Below are 14,984 nucleotides of genomic sequence, written 5' to 3'. Positions count from 1 at the left end.
GCGAGCGTGACAGGAGCCGACGGCGTGCCCGGGCGCCGCCCGGCGCGCAGGGGTGCACGCCGTCACGGACCGGACCGACCGGTCACGACGAGAGGGAAGCGATGCGGGAGATCTTCGAGGCCGAGCTGAAGCAGGTCGGCGACGACCTGGCCGAGATGAGCCGGCTGGTGGAGTCGGCCGTCAACCGCGCGGGGCAGGCGCTCCTCACGGCAGACCTGCAGCTCGCGCAGTCGGTCATCGGCGACGATCACACGATCGACGCCCTCGAGCGCGAGCTCGACGAGCGCTGCGTGCTCCTCCTCGCGCAGCAGCAGCCCGTGGCCACCGACCTCCGCGTCGTGGTCAGCGCGCTGCGCATGAGCGCCACCCTGGAGCGCATGGGCGACCTCGCCCGGCACATCGCGCAGGTCGCGCGCGGCCGCTACCCAGCCCGGGCGATCGAGCCGTCGCTGCACCGGACGTTCGAGCAGATGCACGACGCCGCCGTGCGCGTCGCCCGCCGGACGACGACGCTCCTCACGACGCGTGACCTCACCGTCGCCGCGAACATCGAGCGGGACGACGACCTGCTCGACAAGCTCCACCAGGACACCTTCACCGCGCTGCTCGACGGCACGTGGACCGGCACCCCGCAGGAGACGGTCGACGTCACGCTCGTGGGCCGCTACTACGAGCGCTTCGGCGACCACGGCGTCTCCATCGCCAAGCGCGTGACGTACCTCGTCACCGGCGACTTCGCCGACGACCGCGGCACCCCCGCCGGCTCCGCCCGCGCGTCTGCCTGACGACGGGACCACGGCCCTGCCCGCGAGGTAGAGCCTGCGGTCTCGAAGTAGGGCCCGCGGAGCTCTACCTCGGTGCCGGTGGTTCTACCTCGCGGGACCATGCTTCTACCGCGCGCACGACAGACGACCGTGGCCCGTCCGGAGATCCGCACGGGCCACGGTCGTCTGTGCAGGAGGGGCTGTCAGCGGCCCTGGTTCGCGACCGCGGCGGCGGCCTCGGCGGCGGCCTCGGGGTCGAGGTAGCGGCCACCCTTCGTCACCGGCTTGAGGTCCTCGTCGAGCTCGTAGAGCAGCGGGATGCCGGTCGGGATGTTGAGCGCGGCGATGTCCTCGTCGGAGATGCCGTCGAGGTGCTTGACGATCGCGCGCAGCGAGTTGCCGTGCGCCGCGACGAGGACGGTCTTGCCCGCCTTCAGGTCCGGGACGACCTCGCCGTCCCAGTACGGCAGGGCGCGCTCGAGCACGTCCTTGAGGCACTCGGTGCGCACGACGGGAGCGTCGGCGTACCGCGGGTCGGCGTCCTGCGAGAACTCGGAGCCGAGCTCGATCTCGGGCGGCGGGACGTCGTACGAGCGGCGCCAGAGCATGAACTGCTCCTCGCCGAACTCCTCGAGCGTCTGCTTCTTGTTCTTGCCCTGGAGCGCACCGTAGTGGCGCTCGTTCAGGCGCCACGACCGCTTCACGGGGATCCAGTGGCGGTCCGCGGCGTCGAGCGACAGGTTCGCCGTCGTGATGGCGCGGCGCAGGAGCGAGGTGTGCACGACGTCGGGCAGGACGCCGGCCTCGGTGAGGAGCTGACCGCCGCGCTTCGCCTCCTCGGTCCCCTTCTCCGACAGGGCGACGTCCACCCAGCCGGTGAACAGGTTCTTGGCGTTCCATTCGCTCTCGCCGTGGCGGAGCAGCACGAGGGTGTAGGTCATGGGTTCCATCCTGCCGCACGGCCCGGCGCGCGGGCACCCGCGTCCCACGTGGTGGTGACCGTCGCCGTCGGGCGTGGGACGAAGGTCCGGGAATCGGGAGGGCGACGCGCACGTTGCCCCGGACATGCCGATCGACGGAGAGTACGCCCCCAGCCCGAGCGCCTGGTCCCGCAAGCAGGCCGAGTCCTACGAGTCGTCCGGCGGGACGCGCAGCACGACCCTGAACGGGATGCCCGTGGTCGTGCTCACGACCCTCGGGCGGCGCACCGGCAAGATCCGCAAGACGCCGCTCATGCGGGTCGAGCACGACGGTGCGTACGCCGTCGTCGCGTCGCTCGGCGGCGCCCCTCAGCACCCCGTCTGGTACCACAACGTCCTGGCGCACCCCCAGGTCGAGCTCCAGGACGAGGCCGAGCGCCACGACTACGTCGCGCGCGAGGTCCACGGCGAGGAGAAGGCGCTCTGGTGGGAGCGCGCCGTCGCGGCCTACCCGCCGTACGCCGACTACCAGCAGAAGACGTCGCGCGAGATCCCCGTCCTGGTCCTGGAGCGCACCGCGCCGGACGCCTGACCCGCAGCGAGCGCCGCGCGGCGTCAGCGCGCCGCGCGGACCTTGCGCGCCTGCGCGTAGACGTCGAGCATGCGCAGCGCGGCGGTGTCCCAGCCGAACCGCTCGCCCGCGCGTCGGGCGCCGTCGCCGAGCGCGGCGAGGCGCTCGTCGTCGGCGAGCAGGTCGCCCAGCACGCGCGCCCAGGTCTCCGGGTCGTGGTCGGGCACGAGGACGCCGGAGACCTGGTCCTCGACCACCGTCCGCAGCCCGCCGACAGCGGCCGCGACGACGGGCGTGCCGCTCGCCTCGGCCTCGGCCGCGACGAGGCCGAACGACTCGTTGTGCGACGGGACGGCGACGACGTCGGCAGCCCGGTACCACCGCGCGAGCTCGTCGCGCGGGACCGGCGGGCGCACGACGAGCCGGTCGCTCACCCCGACCTGGTAGGCGAGCGCCTCGAGCTCGCGCACCGCCGTCGGGCGCCCGCTCGGGCCGCCCAGCACGACGAGCGTCGGCACGGGCTCCCCGCGCTCGGCGAGAACGCCGAGCGCCCGGACGAGCACGTCGGGACCCTTGAGGGGTTGCACGCGCCCCGCGAAGAGCACGAGCCCGCCGTCGGTGGGCAGGCCCAGCCCGGCGCGCAGCACCCGCCGCCGCTCCCGCCGCGCGGCGCCGTCGCCCGCCGACGCGCTGCCGGGGTCCGGGGAGAACAGGTCGAGGTCGACGCCCGGCGGCACGACGTGCACGCGCGCGGGGTCGGCGGCGTAGTCGCGCACGAGGTCGTCCGCCTCGGCGTCCGTGCTCGCGACGAGCGCGTCCGCCTCGGCGACGACCTGCTCCTCCCCGATGATCCGGCCCAGCGGCTCGGGCGCGTCGCCCGGGGCGAGCGCGGCGTTCTTCACGCGCGCGAGCGTGTGCATGGTGTGCACGAGCGGGACGTCCCAGCGGTCGGCCGCGAGCCAGCCCACCTGCCCGGAGAGCCAGTAGTGGGTGTGGACGACGTCGTACCAGCCCTCGTGGTGCCGCGCCTCCGCGCGCAGCACCCCCGCCGTGAAGGCGCAGAGCTGGCCGGGCAGGTCGTTCTTGTCGAGCCCCTCGAAAGGCCCGGCGACGACGTGGCGCACCGTCACGCCGTCGGACACCTCGACCTTGCGGGGCTGGCTCGACGCCGTGGCGCGCGTGAAGATCTCGACCTGCGTGCCACGGCGCGCGAGCGCGTGCGCGAGCTCCGTGACGTACACGTTCATGCCGCCTGCGTCGCCCGTGCCCGGCTGGTCCAGGGGCGACGTGTGCACCGAGAGCATCGCGACCCGCAGCGGGGTCGCCGGGTCCGGGGAGACGCCGTCGGGCAGCTCGAGCGCGGTCACGGCGGGTCAGGCCTCCACGACGCACGCTGGCGCGGGCAGCGCGAGCACGTCGACCACGTGGGCGGCGCCGTCCGAGCGGCGCACGCGCAGGAGCGCGAGGTTCGACGTCGGCTCCTCGCCTGCCGGGGCGTCCGGCCGTGCGAGCAGCGGGTCGTCGTTCTGGTTCGCGACGACGACGAGGTCGTGCAGCGGCGCGTCGGGCACCCCGGAGCCGTCGAGGACGGCGAAGTGGCGGGGCCAGGCGCCGCCCACCGGGGAGTCGGCGAGGTGACGCAGCGAGGGGACCCCGCCGTCGGGCCCCGGCTCGACGGCGTGCACGGCGAGCACGTCGGCGCCGCGCACCGCGGCGAGGACGCGCGTGCCGTCCGCCGAGACCGCCACGTGCGAGGGGTAGTTCCCGCCGCCCGCGGGCGCCGCGGCGTGCGTGACGTCGTAGCGCGCGGCCACGTCGTAGGTGCGCGCGCCGTCGGGGCCTTCGACCGGCGCGAGGACGAACAGGGCCGGGTCGAGCTCGCCGACCACGACGAGGTGCCCGGACGGCAGCGCGGCGAGGTGGCGCGGACCGGTCCCCGGCGGGAAGGTCGCGACGACGCGCGGGGCCGATCCGTCCGCGGCCGCGGGGTCGTGCCGGCGCAGCTCGTCGGTCCCCAGGTCGACGACGAGCACGTCGCCGCTGCCGTCGTCCGCCGCGCCGAGGTGGGCGAGCGGGGCGACGAAGTGGGCGTGCGGCCCCTCCTGGCGGTCGGTGACCGGTCCCGTCCCCGCGTGCCCCTGGTGACGCACGGCGGCGCCGGGCTGGTCGCCCGCCACCACGGCGAGCGAGCCGTCCGCCGCGGTCGCGACGGCCGTGAGGACTCCGTCACCGTAGTTCGCGACGAGCACGTCACCGCTCACGACGACGTGGCAGGGGTACGCCCCGCCCGTGGCGACGGGCCCGCCCCGGGGTGCGACGCCGCCGTCGGCCCCGACGGCGAACGCCGACACCGAGCCGGCCTCCGTCTCCCCCACCGCGTAGAGCGTGTCACCGTCGAGTGCGAGGAACGACGGCGACGGTGTCTCGGCGACCAGCGCGCCGCCCACGAACGACCCGGTCCCCGCCACGGCGTCGACGTCGAGCCCGACGCGCCACACGCCCTCCGCGCCGCCGTTCGCCGGGTGCGGGTAGGTGCCGATCCAGAGGGCGCGGGTCGCGGAGGTCATGACCCGAGCCTAGTTCTCCGGACGCGTGCCTCCGGCACCGGGGAGACACCGGAGAGACACCGGGCCGGCAGACGACGCGGACGCCGCCGCCCACCCGGTGGGACGACGAGGGCGCCCTGCCGACGGTGCTGGTCGGCAGGGCGCCCCGGTGCTCGGTGCGGCGTCGCGTCAGTGCGCCGCGTCGTAGGCGGCCTGGATCTCCTGGGAGATGCGGCCACGGTCGTTGACCGTGTAGCCGTTGGAACGCGCCCACTCACGGACCTCGGTCGCGCGGGCCGAGCCGGAGGCCCGGCTGCTGCGGCGCGCGGGGCGGGCCGTGCTCGTGCGGGACGAGACCTTGCGCGCGTTGCCGACCCACGACGCGAAGGCATCGCGCAGCTCCTGCGCATTCTTGGTGCTGAGGTCGATCTCGTAGGAGACGCCGTCGAGTGCGAACGTGACGGTCTCGTCGGCCGCGCCCCCGTCGAGGTCGTCGACGAGAATTACCTGGACTTTCTGGGCCACTGTGGTTACCTCACGATTCACAGGAATGATTGTCCTCGTCAGGATGCCATCGAGAAGACGAGGGCGTCAATTGCCCACGCCGTTGACCCGTGCCCGACGATCTGCGCGCCGTTACGCATTCCTGGACGCGAGTCCATCATTCTGCCCGGCAATTGACGCACCGCACCGGGCACGGGAGCGGGCTCAGGAGTCGCGCGCTGGCGCGGCATTCCCGTCGGCCGCCGATTCCTGTTCCGCGTCGAGACGCGCGAGCGCGGCGCGCTCGTTGCGGTCCGCGCGCACGATGGCGCGCATCGCGAAGTAGAAGAGCACGCCGACACCGATCGAGGGAATCAGTGCCGAGACGACGGGCCAGATGTCCATGCTGTCGATCCTCGTTCTCTGGGGCGCTACTGCTGCGCGGGCTTCACGAGCGGGAAAAGGATGGTCTCGCGGATCCCGAGGCCGGTGAGCGCCATGAGCAGGCGGTCGATGCCCAGGCCCATGCCGCCCGACGGCGGCATCGCGTACTCCATCGCGGTGAGGAAGTCCTCGTCGATGCGCATGGCCTCCTCGTCGCCGGCGGCCGCGAGCAGCGCCTGCGCCTCGAACCGCTGGCGCTGGACCACCGGGTCCACCAGCTCGGAGTACGCCGTCGCGAGCTCCACGCCGCGCACGTAGAGGTCCCACTTCTCGACCTGGCCACGCACGGCCCGGTGGTCGCGCGTGAGCGGGGAGGTCTCGACGGGGAAGTCGCGCACGAACGTCGGCGCGACGAGGTGGTCGCCGACCAGGTGCTCCCACAGGCCCTCGACGAGCTTTCCGTGGTTGACGTTCTTCGGGTCGAAGGTGAGCTCGAACTTGTCGGCGTACGTCAGCAGGGTCTCGACCGACGTCTCGGGCGTGATCGCCTCGCCCAGCGCGTCCGAGAGCGAGTCGTACATCTTGAGCTGCGTCCATTCGCCGCCGAGGTCGTATTCCGTGCCGTCGGCGAGCGTGACCAGGGTCTTCCCGAGCGCGTCCTGCGCGGCCCGCTGCACCAGGTTCTGGGTGAGCGCCGCCATCGTGTCGTAGTCGCCGTAGGCCTCGTACGCCTCGAGCATCGCGAATTCCGGCGAGTGCGTGGAGTCCACGCCCTCGTTACGGAAGTTGCGGTTGATCTCGAACACCTTCTCGACGCCACCGACCGCCGCGCGCTTGAGGAACAGCTCGGGCGCGATGCGCAGGAACAGGTCGATGTCGAACGCATTCATGTGCGTCTCGAACTGGCGCGCCGCCGCGCCTTCCGGACGCGTCTGCAGCATCGGCGTCTCGACCTCGACGAAGCCGCGCTCCCAGAAGTTCTCGCGGATGGAACGCACGACGGCGGCGCGCAGGCGGACCGTGTCCCGCGCGGCCGGGCGCGCGATGAGGTCGACGTAGCGCTGGCGCACGCGCGCCTCCTCCGAGAGCTCCTTGTGGAGCACCGGGAGCGGGCGCAGCGCCTTCGCGGCGATCTGCCACGCGTCGGCGAACACGCTCAGCTCGCCGCGGCGCGAGCTGATGACGCGCCCGTGCGCGAAGAGGTGGTCGCCCAGGTCGACGTCCGCCTTGAACGACGCGAGCGACTCCTCGCCGACGACGGCCTGGCTCAGCATGACCTGCAGGCGGTTGCCCTCGCCGTCCTGCAGCGTGACGAAGCACAGCTTGCCGGTGTTGCGCAGGAACACGACCCGGCCGGCGACGCCGACCTCGTCCTGCGTCTCCTCGCCGGTCTCCAGGTGCGCGTAGGCGGCACGGACGTCGGCGATCGTCGTCGTGCGCGGGACGGAGACAGGGTACGGCTCGTCGCCGCGCGCGAGGATCCGCTCGCGCTTCTCGCGGCGGACCTGCATCTGCTCCGGCACGTCGTCGACGTGCTCCTCGGGCTCGCGCGCGTCAGGAGAGGGGGTTCCGGCGGGGGAGGTCACCCGAGGATTCTACCGACGCCCGCACGTCGTCGAGGTAGCGGCGTGGTGCCGCGAGGTAGAGGCGTGGTCGTGACCATGGCTCTACCTCGCGCTACCAGGGCTCTCCCTCGACGGGAGGGTGGGCAGGAGGTCGAGGGCGAGGTCGAGGATCGGGGCCGAGTGGGTGAGCGCGCCGACGGAGAGGTAGTCGACGCCCGTGCCCGCGACCTCGCGCGCGCGGTCCAGCGTGAGGTTGCCCGTCGCCTCGAGCTCGACCTTCGCCGGCACGCCGTCCCTCCCCTCGCGCGCCCGGACGGCCGCGACCGTCTCCGCGAGGACCGGGGTCGGCATGTTGTCGAGGAGCAGGAAGTCCGCGCCCGCCGAGACGGCCTCGAGCGCCTGCGCGGTCGTGTCCGCCTCGACCTGGACGAGCACGTCCGGGAACGTGCGGCGGATCGCGTCGATCGCGGCGCTCACCGACCCGGCGGCCACCACGTGGTTGTCCTTGACCATCGCGACGTCGTAGAGCCCCATGCGCTTGTTCGTCCCGCCCCCGGCGCGCACGGCGTACTTCTCGAGCGCGCGCAGGCCGGGCGTCGTCTTACGGGTGTCCAGCACCTGCGCGCCCGTGCCGGCGAGCTCGCGCGCCCACGCGCGCGTCGCCGTCGCGACGCCGGAGGCGCGGCTCGCGAGGTTGAGCAGCGTGCGCTCGGCCGTGAGGAGGACCTGGACCGGCCCCGTGAGCGCGGCGAGGACGCGACCGCGACCCACGGCCTCGCCGTCGGACGCGACGAACGTCACCTCGACGCACGGGAGGCCGAACCGCTCCGCGACCTGCCGCGTCACCTCTTCGACGACGACGAGCCCCGCCACGACCCCGTCCGCGCGGGCCACGAGGTGCGCGGTCCCGGTGGCCGACGGCGGCACGGTCGCCTGCGTCGTGACGTCGCGCCCGGGCGCGACGCCCAGGTCCTCGTCGAGCGCCCGCGAGACGGTCTCGGCGATCCACCCGGGGTCGAGTCCCGGCTCGACACGCGAGGGGACGTCGGACGGGACCGGCGCGGCGTCGTCGGGCAGGTTCGCGCGCTGGGGCTGCTCGGGAGTGCTCACGCACCCACGGTAGTCGGCCCCGCGCGGCGTCGAGCACGACCCTGCGCGCCGTCGAGAACGAGGTTGCGGTCGCTATCCGGCGGACAACGACCGCAACCTCGTTCTCGGCGCCGGACCGGTCAGCGGACGCGCAGCGTCCCGTCAGCGTCGAGGGAGACGAGGACGCGGCGCTCCCATGCCGGGTCCGTGTCCGGGAAGTCGGTGCGGAAGTGGCCGCCGCGGCTCTCCGTGCGCAGCGCCGCCGCCGCGGTGAGGGCGGTCGCGACCTGGTGCACGTTCGTGGTCTCCCACTCGGCGGCCTGCGGCTGCGCGACGACGTCGCTCGCCTCGTGCGCGTCCGTGCGGACCGCGGCGAGCCGAGCCGCGGCGGCGGCGAGACCGTCGCCGTCGCGGATCACCCCGGGACCCGCCGAGGCGATCGACTGGATGCGCGAGCGCGCCGCGGCCGCCACGAGCGCCGACGGCCCGGGGCGCCCGACGGGCTCGACCTGCTCGAGCTCGCCCGCCGCGACGCGCTCGGTGATCTGGCGCGCCGCGCGGTGCGCGAACACGAGCCCCTCGAGCAGCGAGTTGGACGCGAGCCGGTTGGCGCCGTGCACACCCGTGCACGCGACCTCGCCGATCGCGTAGAGACCGTCGAGCGTGGACCTCCCGTGCAGGTCCGTCACGACCCCGCCCGAGTGGTAGTGCTGGGCGGGCGCCACCGGGACCGGCTCCTCGGTCCAGTCGAGGCCGTTCTCCGCGAGGCGCTCCGTGATCGTGGGGAAGCGCGAGCGCAGGAAGTCGGCGCCGAGGTGGCGCGCGTCGAGCAGCACGTGGTCCGAGCCCGTGGCGGCCATCTGCCGCACGATCGCGTGGGCGACCACGTCGCGCGGCGCGAGCTCGGCCATGGGGTGCTGCGCGGGCATGAACCGGTGGCCGTCGGTGTCGAGGAGGATCGCGCCCTCGCCGCGCACCGCCTCGGAGATGAGCGGGAGCTGGCCGCGCGCGCCGAGCCCGAGCCACAGGACCGTGGGGTGGAACTGCACGAACTCGAGGTCGCCGAGCGTCGCGCCCGCGCGCAGCGCCGCGGCGATGCCGTCTCCGGTGGCCTGCGGCGGGTTGGTCGAGGAGCGGAACACCTGGCCCACTCCCCCGGTCGCGAGCACGACCGCGCGCGCGAGCACCGCGCCGACGCCGTCGCGCGTGCCCTCGCCGCGCACGTGGAGCGTGACCCCGCACGCGCGCGGTGCGCCGTCGGGCCCCACTCCCGTGAGGACGTCCAGCACGAGCGCGTTCTCGATCACCTCGATGCCCGGGTCGGCACGGACCGCGTCGAGCTGCGCGACGAGCGCGCGCGAGATCTCGGCGCCCGTCGCGTCACCGCCCGCGTGCGCGATGCGGTCCGCGTGGTGGCCGCCCTCGCGCGTCAGGGCGATGTCGCCGTTCTCGGCCCGGTCGAAGTTCGCGCCGCGCGCCACGAGCTCGCGCACGCGCGCCGGGCCCTCGGTGACGAGCACCTCGACCGCCGCCGGGTCGCACACGCCGCCGCCCGCGACGAGCGTGTCCGCGAGGTGCGCCTCGGGCGAGTCCTCGGGATCGAGCGCCGCGGCGATGCCGCCCTGCGCCCACACCGTCGAGCCCGACGACAGCTCACCCTTGGTCACGAGCAGGACGCGCGGCACGCGCGTGCGCAGCTCCAGCGCAGCGGTGAGGCCCGCGATGCCGGAGCCGACGACGACGACGTCCGCCGTCGTCGTCCAGCCGGGTGCCGGGGCGGCCAGGGTGCGGGCGAGCGTCCGGGCGAGCTCGGGCGCCGGGGACACGCCGCGTCCGCTCACGCGGGGCGCACCACGGACGCGTCGCCGCCGGCACCCGCTCCGCCCCCGCCGCGGAACGGGGCGAACGGCAGGCCGCTCGCCTCGAGGCCGTGGCCCGCCGGGACGAGGCCGGGCTCGTCGGACAGCTCGACGATCCGGTTCTGCTCGTCCACGAAGACGACGTTCGGCAGGTAGGTGCGCGCGTCGGCGTCGTCGAGCATGCCGTAGGCGATGAGGATGACGACGTCGCCCGGCTTCACGAGGTGCGCGGCGGCGCCGTTGATGCACACCTGCCCGGCGCCGCGCTCGCCCGGGATGACGTACGTCGTCAGGCGTGCGCCGTTGGTGACGTCCACGACGTCGACCTGCTGGCCCGGGTAGAGGTCCGCGGCGTCGAGCAGGTCGGCGTCCACGGTGATCGATCCGACGTAGTGCAGGTCGGCCTGCGTCACCGTCGCGCGGTGGATCTTGCCGATCATCATGGGGCGCTGCAGGGACGCCGGACGACGGTGCGGGCTCGGCGGGGTCGGCGCGGTCACGCGGTACCTCCAGGTGCGGGGGCACGGCCGGCGGGGTCGGCGGCCCGGGTCGCGGGCGGCGCGATCTCGACGGCCGCGTTGTCGATGAGACGGGTGGTGCCCACGCGTGCCGCGACCAGGAGGAGCCCGGGGCCGACGGCGCCGGGCGCCAGGTCCTCCACGGTAGCGGGATCGACGAGCGCCACGTAATCGACGTCAACACCGTCCGCCCCGTCGAGGATTCCCCGGGCGGCGGCGAGCACCGCGGCGGCGTCCGCCCCGGAGGCGGCGGTGTCCGAGCCCGCGCGCAGCGCCCGGCTCAGCGCGAGCGCGCGGTCCCGCTCGGCGGGCGACAGGTACGCGTTGCGCGACGACCGGGCGAGCCCGTCCGCCTCCCGCACCGTGGGCACGCCGACGATCTCGACGTCCAGGTCGAGGTCCGCCACCAGACGCCGGACGGCGAGGAGCTGCTGCGCGTCCTTGGCGCCGAACACGGCGACGTCCGGACGCACGAGGTGGAGCAGCTTGAGCACGACCGTGAGGACGCCGTCGAAGTGCCCGGGCCGCGACGCGCCCTCCAGCACGGTGCCGATCCGGCCGGAGGTGACGCGGACGATCGGCCCGGTTCCTCCCGCCGCCGGCCCGAGGTCCGGGTACAGCTCCTCGACGGCGGGGGCGAACACGAGGTCCACGGCGACGTCGGAGCCGGCGGCCGCGAGGAGCGCGACGTCCGCCGCGACGTCGCGCGGGTAGCGCTCGTAGTCCTCGCCCGGGCCGAACTGCAGCGGGTTGACGAAGTCCGTGACGACGACCTGCCCGCCCGGGCCGACCTCCGCGCGAGCGCGGCGCACGAGCTCGAGGTGCCCGGCGTGCAGCGCGCCCATCGTCATGACGACGGCGCGGCGCTCCCCCGGGTGCGCAGCGGTCCACGCGTCGGTCGCCGCGCGCAGGTCGGCGCGCGTCGTCAGGACGCGTGCAGCGTCGCGCGCGTCGTCGGTCCGGCCGTCGGGGGCGTCCGCGGCGGACGGGCGGGGCGTGGTGGTCATGCCGTTCCTTCGTCGTCGTGCTGGTCGTGCTCGTCGTGGGACCCGGTGGGTTCAGGGAGCCCCGCGCGCTCGGCGCGGGGACGCTCGTGACCGGCCCCGGCGCCCTCGTCGAGCGCGTCCAGGACCGCGCGCGCCGTCCGCTCGTCGAGGCGTCCGCCCGCGAGCGCCCGGTGGGTGGCGGCGCGGCTCAGCGCCCGGTACGACTGCGGCACGTCGGCCGCGTCGCTCGTCGCCGCCAGCGCGTCGAGCGCGTCCAGGTGCTCCCGGACCGTACCGACGTCGCCGCGCACCACGGGCCCGGTGAGGCCCAGGAGCGCGCCCGCTCCTGCGCCGGTGCCCGACTCGGCGCCGGCGTCGGCGCCGCGGGTCGCACCGTCGAGCGCGGCGGCGAGCAGCGGCGCGAGCGCACGGCCCGGCTGGTCGACACCGGCCGCCTCGAGCGCCTGCGCCGCCTGCGCGACGAGCACGACGAGGTGGTTCGCTCCGTGCGCGAGGGCCGCGTGGTACAGCCCGCGGGACTCCTCCGCCACGACGACGGGCTCCCCGCCGAGCTCGACGACGAGCGCCTGCCCGATCGGCAGGACCGGCCCCGGCGCGGTGACGGCGAACGTCGTGCCCTCGAGCCGCGCGAGGTCGAGCGACGTACCGGTGAAGGTCATGGCCGGGTGCAGGGCGAGCGGGATCGCGCCCGCGGCGCGGGCCGGGTCGAGCACGGAGGTCCCGTAGCGGCCGGACGTGTGCACGACGATCTGGCCCGGCTGCCAGGCCCCCACGTCGGCAAGGCCGCGGACCAGGTCGCCCAGCGCGTCGTCGGGCACGGCGAGGAGCACGAGCTCCGCGCGCTCCACGACCTGCGGGACCTCCAGGACCGGTACGCCGGGCAGGAGGGTCTCGATGCGCTCGCGCGACGCGTCGGACACGCCGCTCGCGCCGACGACCGCGTGCCCGGTGGCGCGCAGCGCGCTGCCGAGGACCGCCCCGACGCGGCCCGCCCCCACGACGCCCACGCCGAGACGCCCGGGCCGCGCGCCCGCCGCGCTCACGGCTGCTCCCCGTCCTCGGCCCGGCGGTCGAGGGGTCCCTCACCGGGCACACGACCGGGTACACGACCGGGATCTGCGGCGGGCAGCGGTTCGGGCTGCTCGACGGGCCCCGGGGTGGGCTCGGGGGCAGGTGCCAGGGGCACGTCGTCGCGGCGCATCCACAGCTCCGGCCCCGCGTGCGCGCGGGCCTCGCGGGCGCGCTCGGCCTGGGTGTCGAGGAGGCGCGCGGCGTCGCCCGCGTCGAGGTGCCAGACCTTCGGCGAGACCGGGCCGGGCGTCGAGTGCACCGCGAACGTGGCGACGTCGAACCGGCGCTGCAGCGGGCCCTGCTCCAGCCCGAGCGACTGCGTGCGCTCGTGCGGCACGACCACGAGGCTGCGGAACACCCGCCCGCCGCGCAGCACGAGCGCGCGGTCGGTCACCGTGAAGCCGTTGCGCCGCCACGACACGAGGTCGAGCAGGCGCGCACGTCGCGGGGTCACCGTGAAGTGCTCGCCCGCGTCGAGGCCGGACAGGCCCTCGTCGAGGAGGGCGCGCGGGTCGGGCGTCCCGAGGTCGGGCAGCACGAGCCACAGCGCGGCGAGCGCCTCGTCGCGCGTCCCGACGGGCAGCAGCACGCTCGTCGTGTCCGACCCGTCGGAGCTCACGCCGTAGCCCGCCACGTTGACGTCGACGCGCCACCAGTCCGGACCGCGCCAGAACGGGCCCTGCCGCAGCCGCACGGCCTGGACGCGGCCGGGCGGGATGGTCTGCGACCGGGTCTCCAGGAGGCCGTGCCGCAGCCGGATGCCGTCCGGCGAGATCGCCGATCGGAACCCGAACTCGCCCGAGAACCGGGAGAAGAGGAAGCCGCCGAACCCCAGGACCGCGGGCAGCGCGCTGAACAGCACCCCGATCTCGCGCGTGCCGATGACGACCCCGGCGATCCCCAGGACACCGAGGACGAGGCCGACCGTCGCGCCCGACCGGACGAGCGAGGCGACGAGCCGCCCCGGTCCGACCGCGGTGACCGGCTGCTCGGGCGCCTCGGGGGCGACCAGCACCTCGTCGCCCGCGGGCGCTCCGCCGATCGGCCGCACCGTCGACGAGGCGCCCGGGTCGGCCGTCGGGGACGTGGCACCGGCACCCGCCGCGCTCCCCTCCCCGACCGCCGGCGGGGCGCCGACCGGGCGCTCCCGCGCGACCCGCAGGCCGGCGGCGCGCGCGAGGAGGTCGTTGCGCAGCCGGTTGGCCTCGACCTCCTTGAGGAAGCCGAGCTTCACGCCCGAGTCCGCGCCTCCGGCGACCTCGAGCTTGAGCTCCGCGAGGCCGAAGAAGCGCGCGAGGAGCGGCTGCACGACGTCGACCGCCTGGAGCCGGTCCAGCCGTGCCTTGCGCTGCTGCCGGAACAGCACACCCGTGCGCAGGTGCACGGACTCGTCGTCGACCGCGTAGCTCGTCATGCGCCACGCGAGCGCCGAGTACCCCAGCCCCACGAGCCCCACCGCGAGGATGCCGAGGAGGATCATCCACCAGCGGTTCCCCTCGAGAAGGTTCTCCCCCTCGGGCAGCCCGTTGAGCGTCTGCTGCCCGACGACGACGAGCAGCACCGCGATGACCGTCCAGCCGCGCACGAGCGGGGTGACCGGGTGCACCCGGTGCCACACGAGGTCGTCGGTGGCCGGTGCTTCGCTCACAGGCCCGCCAGCCTCGCCTCGCCGCGCGACGCGAGCCGGTCGCGCAGGCGCTCCGCCTCGGCGGGCTCGAGGCCGTCGATCGTCGCGTCCGTGGACGCCGACGCCGTGTGGAGCTGCACCTGCGCGATGCCGAGCTTGCGCGCGAGCGGCCCGGCCTGCACGTCGACGTACTGCATGCGGCCGTAGGGGACGACGACGAGCTGGCGGAACATGATGCCGTGCCGGATCAGCAGGTCGTCGTCGCGCTCGGCGTACCCGATCGCGCGCACCTGGCGCGGGACGAGCACGAGCGCCCACAGCCCGAGGAGCACGAGCACCCCGAGGACGAGCCACTGCCACCAGTGCGGGAAGAGGATCGCCAGCACGATCGCCGCGACGGCCGGTACCGCGAGCGTGATGCCCACCGACAGCAGGCGCGCGGTGATCAGCCGTGGCGAGACGCGCGTCCACTCGACGCCGGGCGGGTCGAAGGGGCCGGTGCCGCGGGCGTCCAGGTCCCGTGCAGGGTCGGTCATGCGTCGATTCTCCCATCCCGTCCCGGTGCGCCCGGGGCCGCGTG

The 14,984-nt window shown here is 75.0% G+C and carries 15 protein-coding genes; 2 read left to right on the top strand and 13 right to left on the bottom strand.

Annotated elements, in window-relative coordinates; all coding sequences use genetic code 11:
* Nucleotides 1–101 precede the first annotated feature (101 nt).
* Entirely contained in the window at nt 102–785 is a 684-nt protein-coding gene (phoU, locus tag NF338_RS15550; protein WP_053370239.1) for a phosphate signaling complex protein PhoU, read from the top strand.
* Nucleotides 786–967: 182 nt separating this feature from the next.
* Here the strand turns inward: phoU and NF338_RS15545 are convergent, their stop codons facing one another.
* The gene (locus NF338_RS15545) at nt 968–1,705 is read right to left on the bottom strand and encodes a phosphoglyceromutase (RefSeq protein ID WP_264031612.1); all 738 of its coding nucleotides are present in this window, start codon (nt 1,703–1,705) and stop codon (nt 968–970) included.
* A 124-nt stretch (nt 1,706–1,829) separates the two neighbouring features.
* Here NF338_RS15545 and NF338_RS15540 point away from each other — a divergent pair, with 124 nt between their 5' ends.
* Nucleotides 1,830–2,276 carry a nitroreductase family deazaflavin-dependent oxidoreductase gene (locus NF338_RS15540; RefSeq protein ID WP_264031611.1) on the top strand — a complete coding sequence of 149 codons (447 nt, stop codon included), beginning with the start codon at nt 1,830–1,832 and terminating at the stop codon, nt 2,274–2,276.
* 23 nt (nt 2,277–2,299) lie between these two features.
* Here NF338_RS15540 and mshA read toward each other — a convergent pair whose 3' ends face one another.
* From mshA to NF338_RS15480, 12 genes are all read right to left on the bottom strand, one after another.
* A complete protein-coding gene (gene mshA, locus NF338_RS15535; RefSeq protein WP_264031764.1) occupies nt 2,300–3,559 on the bottom strand; it encodes a D-inositol-3-phosphate glycosyltransferase in 1,260 nt (419 codons plus the stop codon).
* A 69-nt stretch (nt 3,560–3,628) separates the two neighbouring features.
* Nucleotides 3,629–4,822, bottom strand: a complete 1,194-nt coding sequence (locus tag NF338_RS15530; RefSeq protein ID WP_264031610.1) for a lactonase family protein — start codon at nt 4,820–4,822, stop codon at nt 3,629–3,631.
* A 168-nt stretch (nt 4,823–4,990) separates the two neighbouring features.
* Nucleotides 4,991–5,326, bottom strand: coding sequence for a histone-like nucleoid-structuring protein Lsr2 (locus NF338_RS15525; protein WP_087469851.1), 336 nt, complete (start codon nt 5,324–5,326; stop codon nt 4,991–4,993).
* A 183-nt stretch (nt 5,327–5,509) separates the two neighbouring features.
* A complete protein-coding gene (locus NF338_RS15520) occupies nt 5,510–5,689 on the bottom strand; it encodes a hypothetical protein (protein ID WP_264031608.1) in 180 nt (59 codons plus the stop codon).
* A 26-nt stretch (nt 5,690–5,715) separates the two neighbouring features.
* Nucleotides 5,716–7,179, bottom strand: a complete 1,464-nt coding sequence (lysS, locus tag NF338_RS15515; RefSeq protein ID WP_264031763.1) for a lysine--tRNA ligase — start codon at nt 7,177–7,179, stop codon at nt 5,716–5,718.
* Nucleotides 7,180–7,335: 156 nt separating this feature from the next.
* Nucleotides 7,336–8,238, bottom strand: a complete 903-nt coding sequence (gene nadC, locus NF338_RS15510; RefSeq protein WP_264031762.1) for a carboxylating nicotinate-nucleotide diphosphorylase — start codon at nt 8,236–8,238, stop codon at nt 7,336–7,338.
* Nucleotides 8,239–8,462: 224 nt separating this feature from the next.
* Nucleotides 8,463–10,163, bottom strand: coding sequence for an L-aspartate oxidase (locus NF338_RS15505; protein ID WP_264031607.1), 1,701 nt, complete (start codon nt 10,161–10,163; stop codon nt 8,463–8,465).
* Complete coding sequence (panD, locus tag NF338_RS15500; RefSeq protein ID WP_087472528.1) at nt 10,160–10,624, bottom strand: aspartate 1-decarboxylase; 465 nt, start codon at nt 10,622–10,624, stop codon at nt 10,160–10,162. Before panD ends, NF338_RS15505 begins: the two co-directional genes overlap by 4 nt.
* 53 nt (nt 10,625–10,677) lie before the next feature.
* Nucleotides 10,678–11,706, bottom strand: a complete 1,029-nt coding sequence (panC, locus tag NF338_RS15495) for a pantoate--beta-alanine ligase (protein ID WP_264031606.1) — start codon at nt 11,704–11,706, stop codon at nt 10,678–10,680.
* Complete coding sequence (locus NF338_RS15490) at nt 11,703–12,749, bottom strand: Rossmann-like and DUF2520 domain-containing protein (RefSeq protein ID WP_264031605.1); 1,047 nt, start codon at nt 12,747–12,749, stop codon at nt 11,703–11,705. Before NF338_RS15490 ends, panC begins: the two co-directional genes overlap by 4 nt.
* Nucleotides 12,746–14,425: a PH domain-containing protein gene (locus tag NF338_RS15485; protein WP_264031604.1), complete on the bottom strand. Its 1,680-nt coding sequence runs from the start codon at nt 14,423–14,425 to the stop codon at nt 12,746–12,748. Before NF338_RS15485 ends, NF338_RS15490 begins: the two co-directional genes overlap by 4 nt.
* The gene (locus NF338_RS15480) at nt 14,422–14,940 is read right to left on the bottom strand and encodes a PH domain-containing protein (RefSeq protein WP_264031603.1); all 519 of its coding nucleotides are present in this window, start codon (nt 14,938–14,940) and stop codon (nt 14,422–14,424) included. Before NF338_RS15480 ends, NF338_RS15485 begins: the two co-directional genes overlap by 4 nt.
* Nucleotides 14,941–14,984 lie beyond the last annotated feature (44 nt).

Origin of the sequence: Cellulosimicrobium sp. SH8 (genome assembly GCF_025818875.1) — a bacterium.
GTDB classification, from domain to species: Bacteria; Actinomycetota; Actinomycetes; order Actinomycetales; family Cellulomonadaceae; genus Cellulosimicrobium; species Cellulosimicrobium cellulans_D.
This window is presented reverse-complemented; position numbering and strand designations above follow the sequence as displayed.

Coding starts and splice junctions, on each gene's coding strand:
- phoU (WP_053370239.1), top strand. CDS start 102: ATGCGGGAGATCTTCGAGGCCGAGCTGAAGCAGGTCGGCGACGACCTG.
- NF338_RS15545 (WP_264031612.1), bottom strand. CDS start 1,705: ATGACCTACACCCTCGTGCTGCTCCGCCACGGCGAGAGCGAATGGAAC.
- NF338_RS15540 (WP_264031611.1), top strand. CDS start 1,830: ATGCCGATCGACGGAGAGTACGCCCCCAGCCCGAGCGCCTGGTCCCGC.
- mshA (WP_264031764.1), bottom strand. CDS start 3,559: ATGCTCTCGGTGCACACGTCGCCCCTGGACCAGCCGGGCACGGGCGAC.
- NF338_RS15530 (WP_264031610.1), bottom strand. CDS start 4,822: ATGACCTCCGCGACCCGCGCCCTCTGGATCGGCACCTACCCGCACCCG.
- NF338_RS15520 (WP_264031608.1), bottom strand. CDS start 5,689: ATGGACATCTGGCCCGTCGTCTCGGCACTGATTCCCTCGATCGGTGTC.
- lysS (WP_264031763.1), bottom strand. CDS start 7,179: ATGCAGGTCCGCCGCGAGAAGCGCGAGCGGATCCTCGCGCGCGGCGAC.
- panD (WP_087472528.1), bottom strand. CDS start 10,624: ATGATGATCGGCAAGATCCACCGCGCGACGGTGACGCAGGCCGACCTG.
- panC (WP_264031606.1), bottom strand. CDS start 11,706: ATGACCACCACGCCCCGCCCGTCCGCCGCGGACGCCCCCGACGGCCGG.
- NF338_RS15480 (WP_264031603.1), bottom strand. CDS start 14,940: ATGACCGACCCTGCACGGGACCTGGACGCCCGCGGCACCGGCCCCTTC.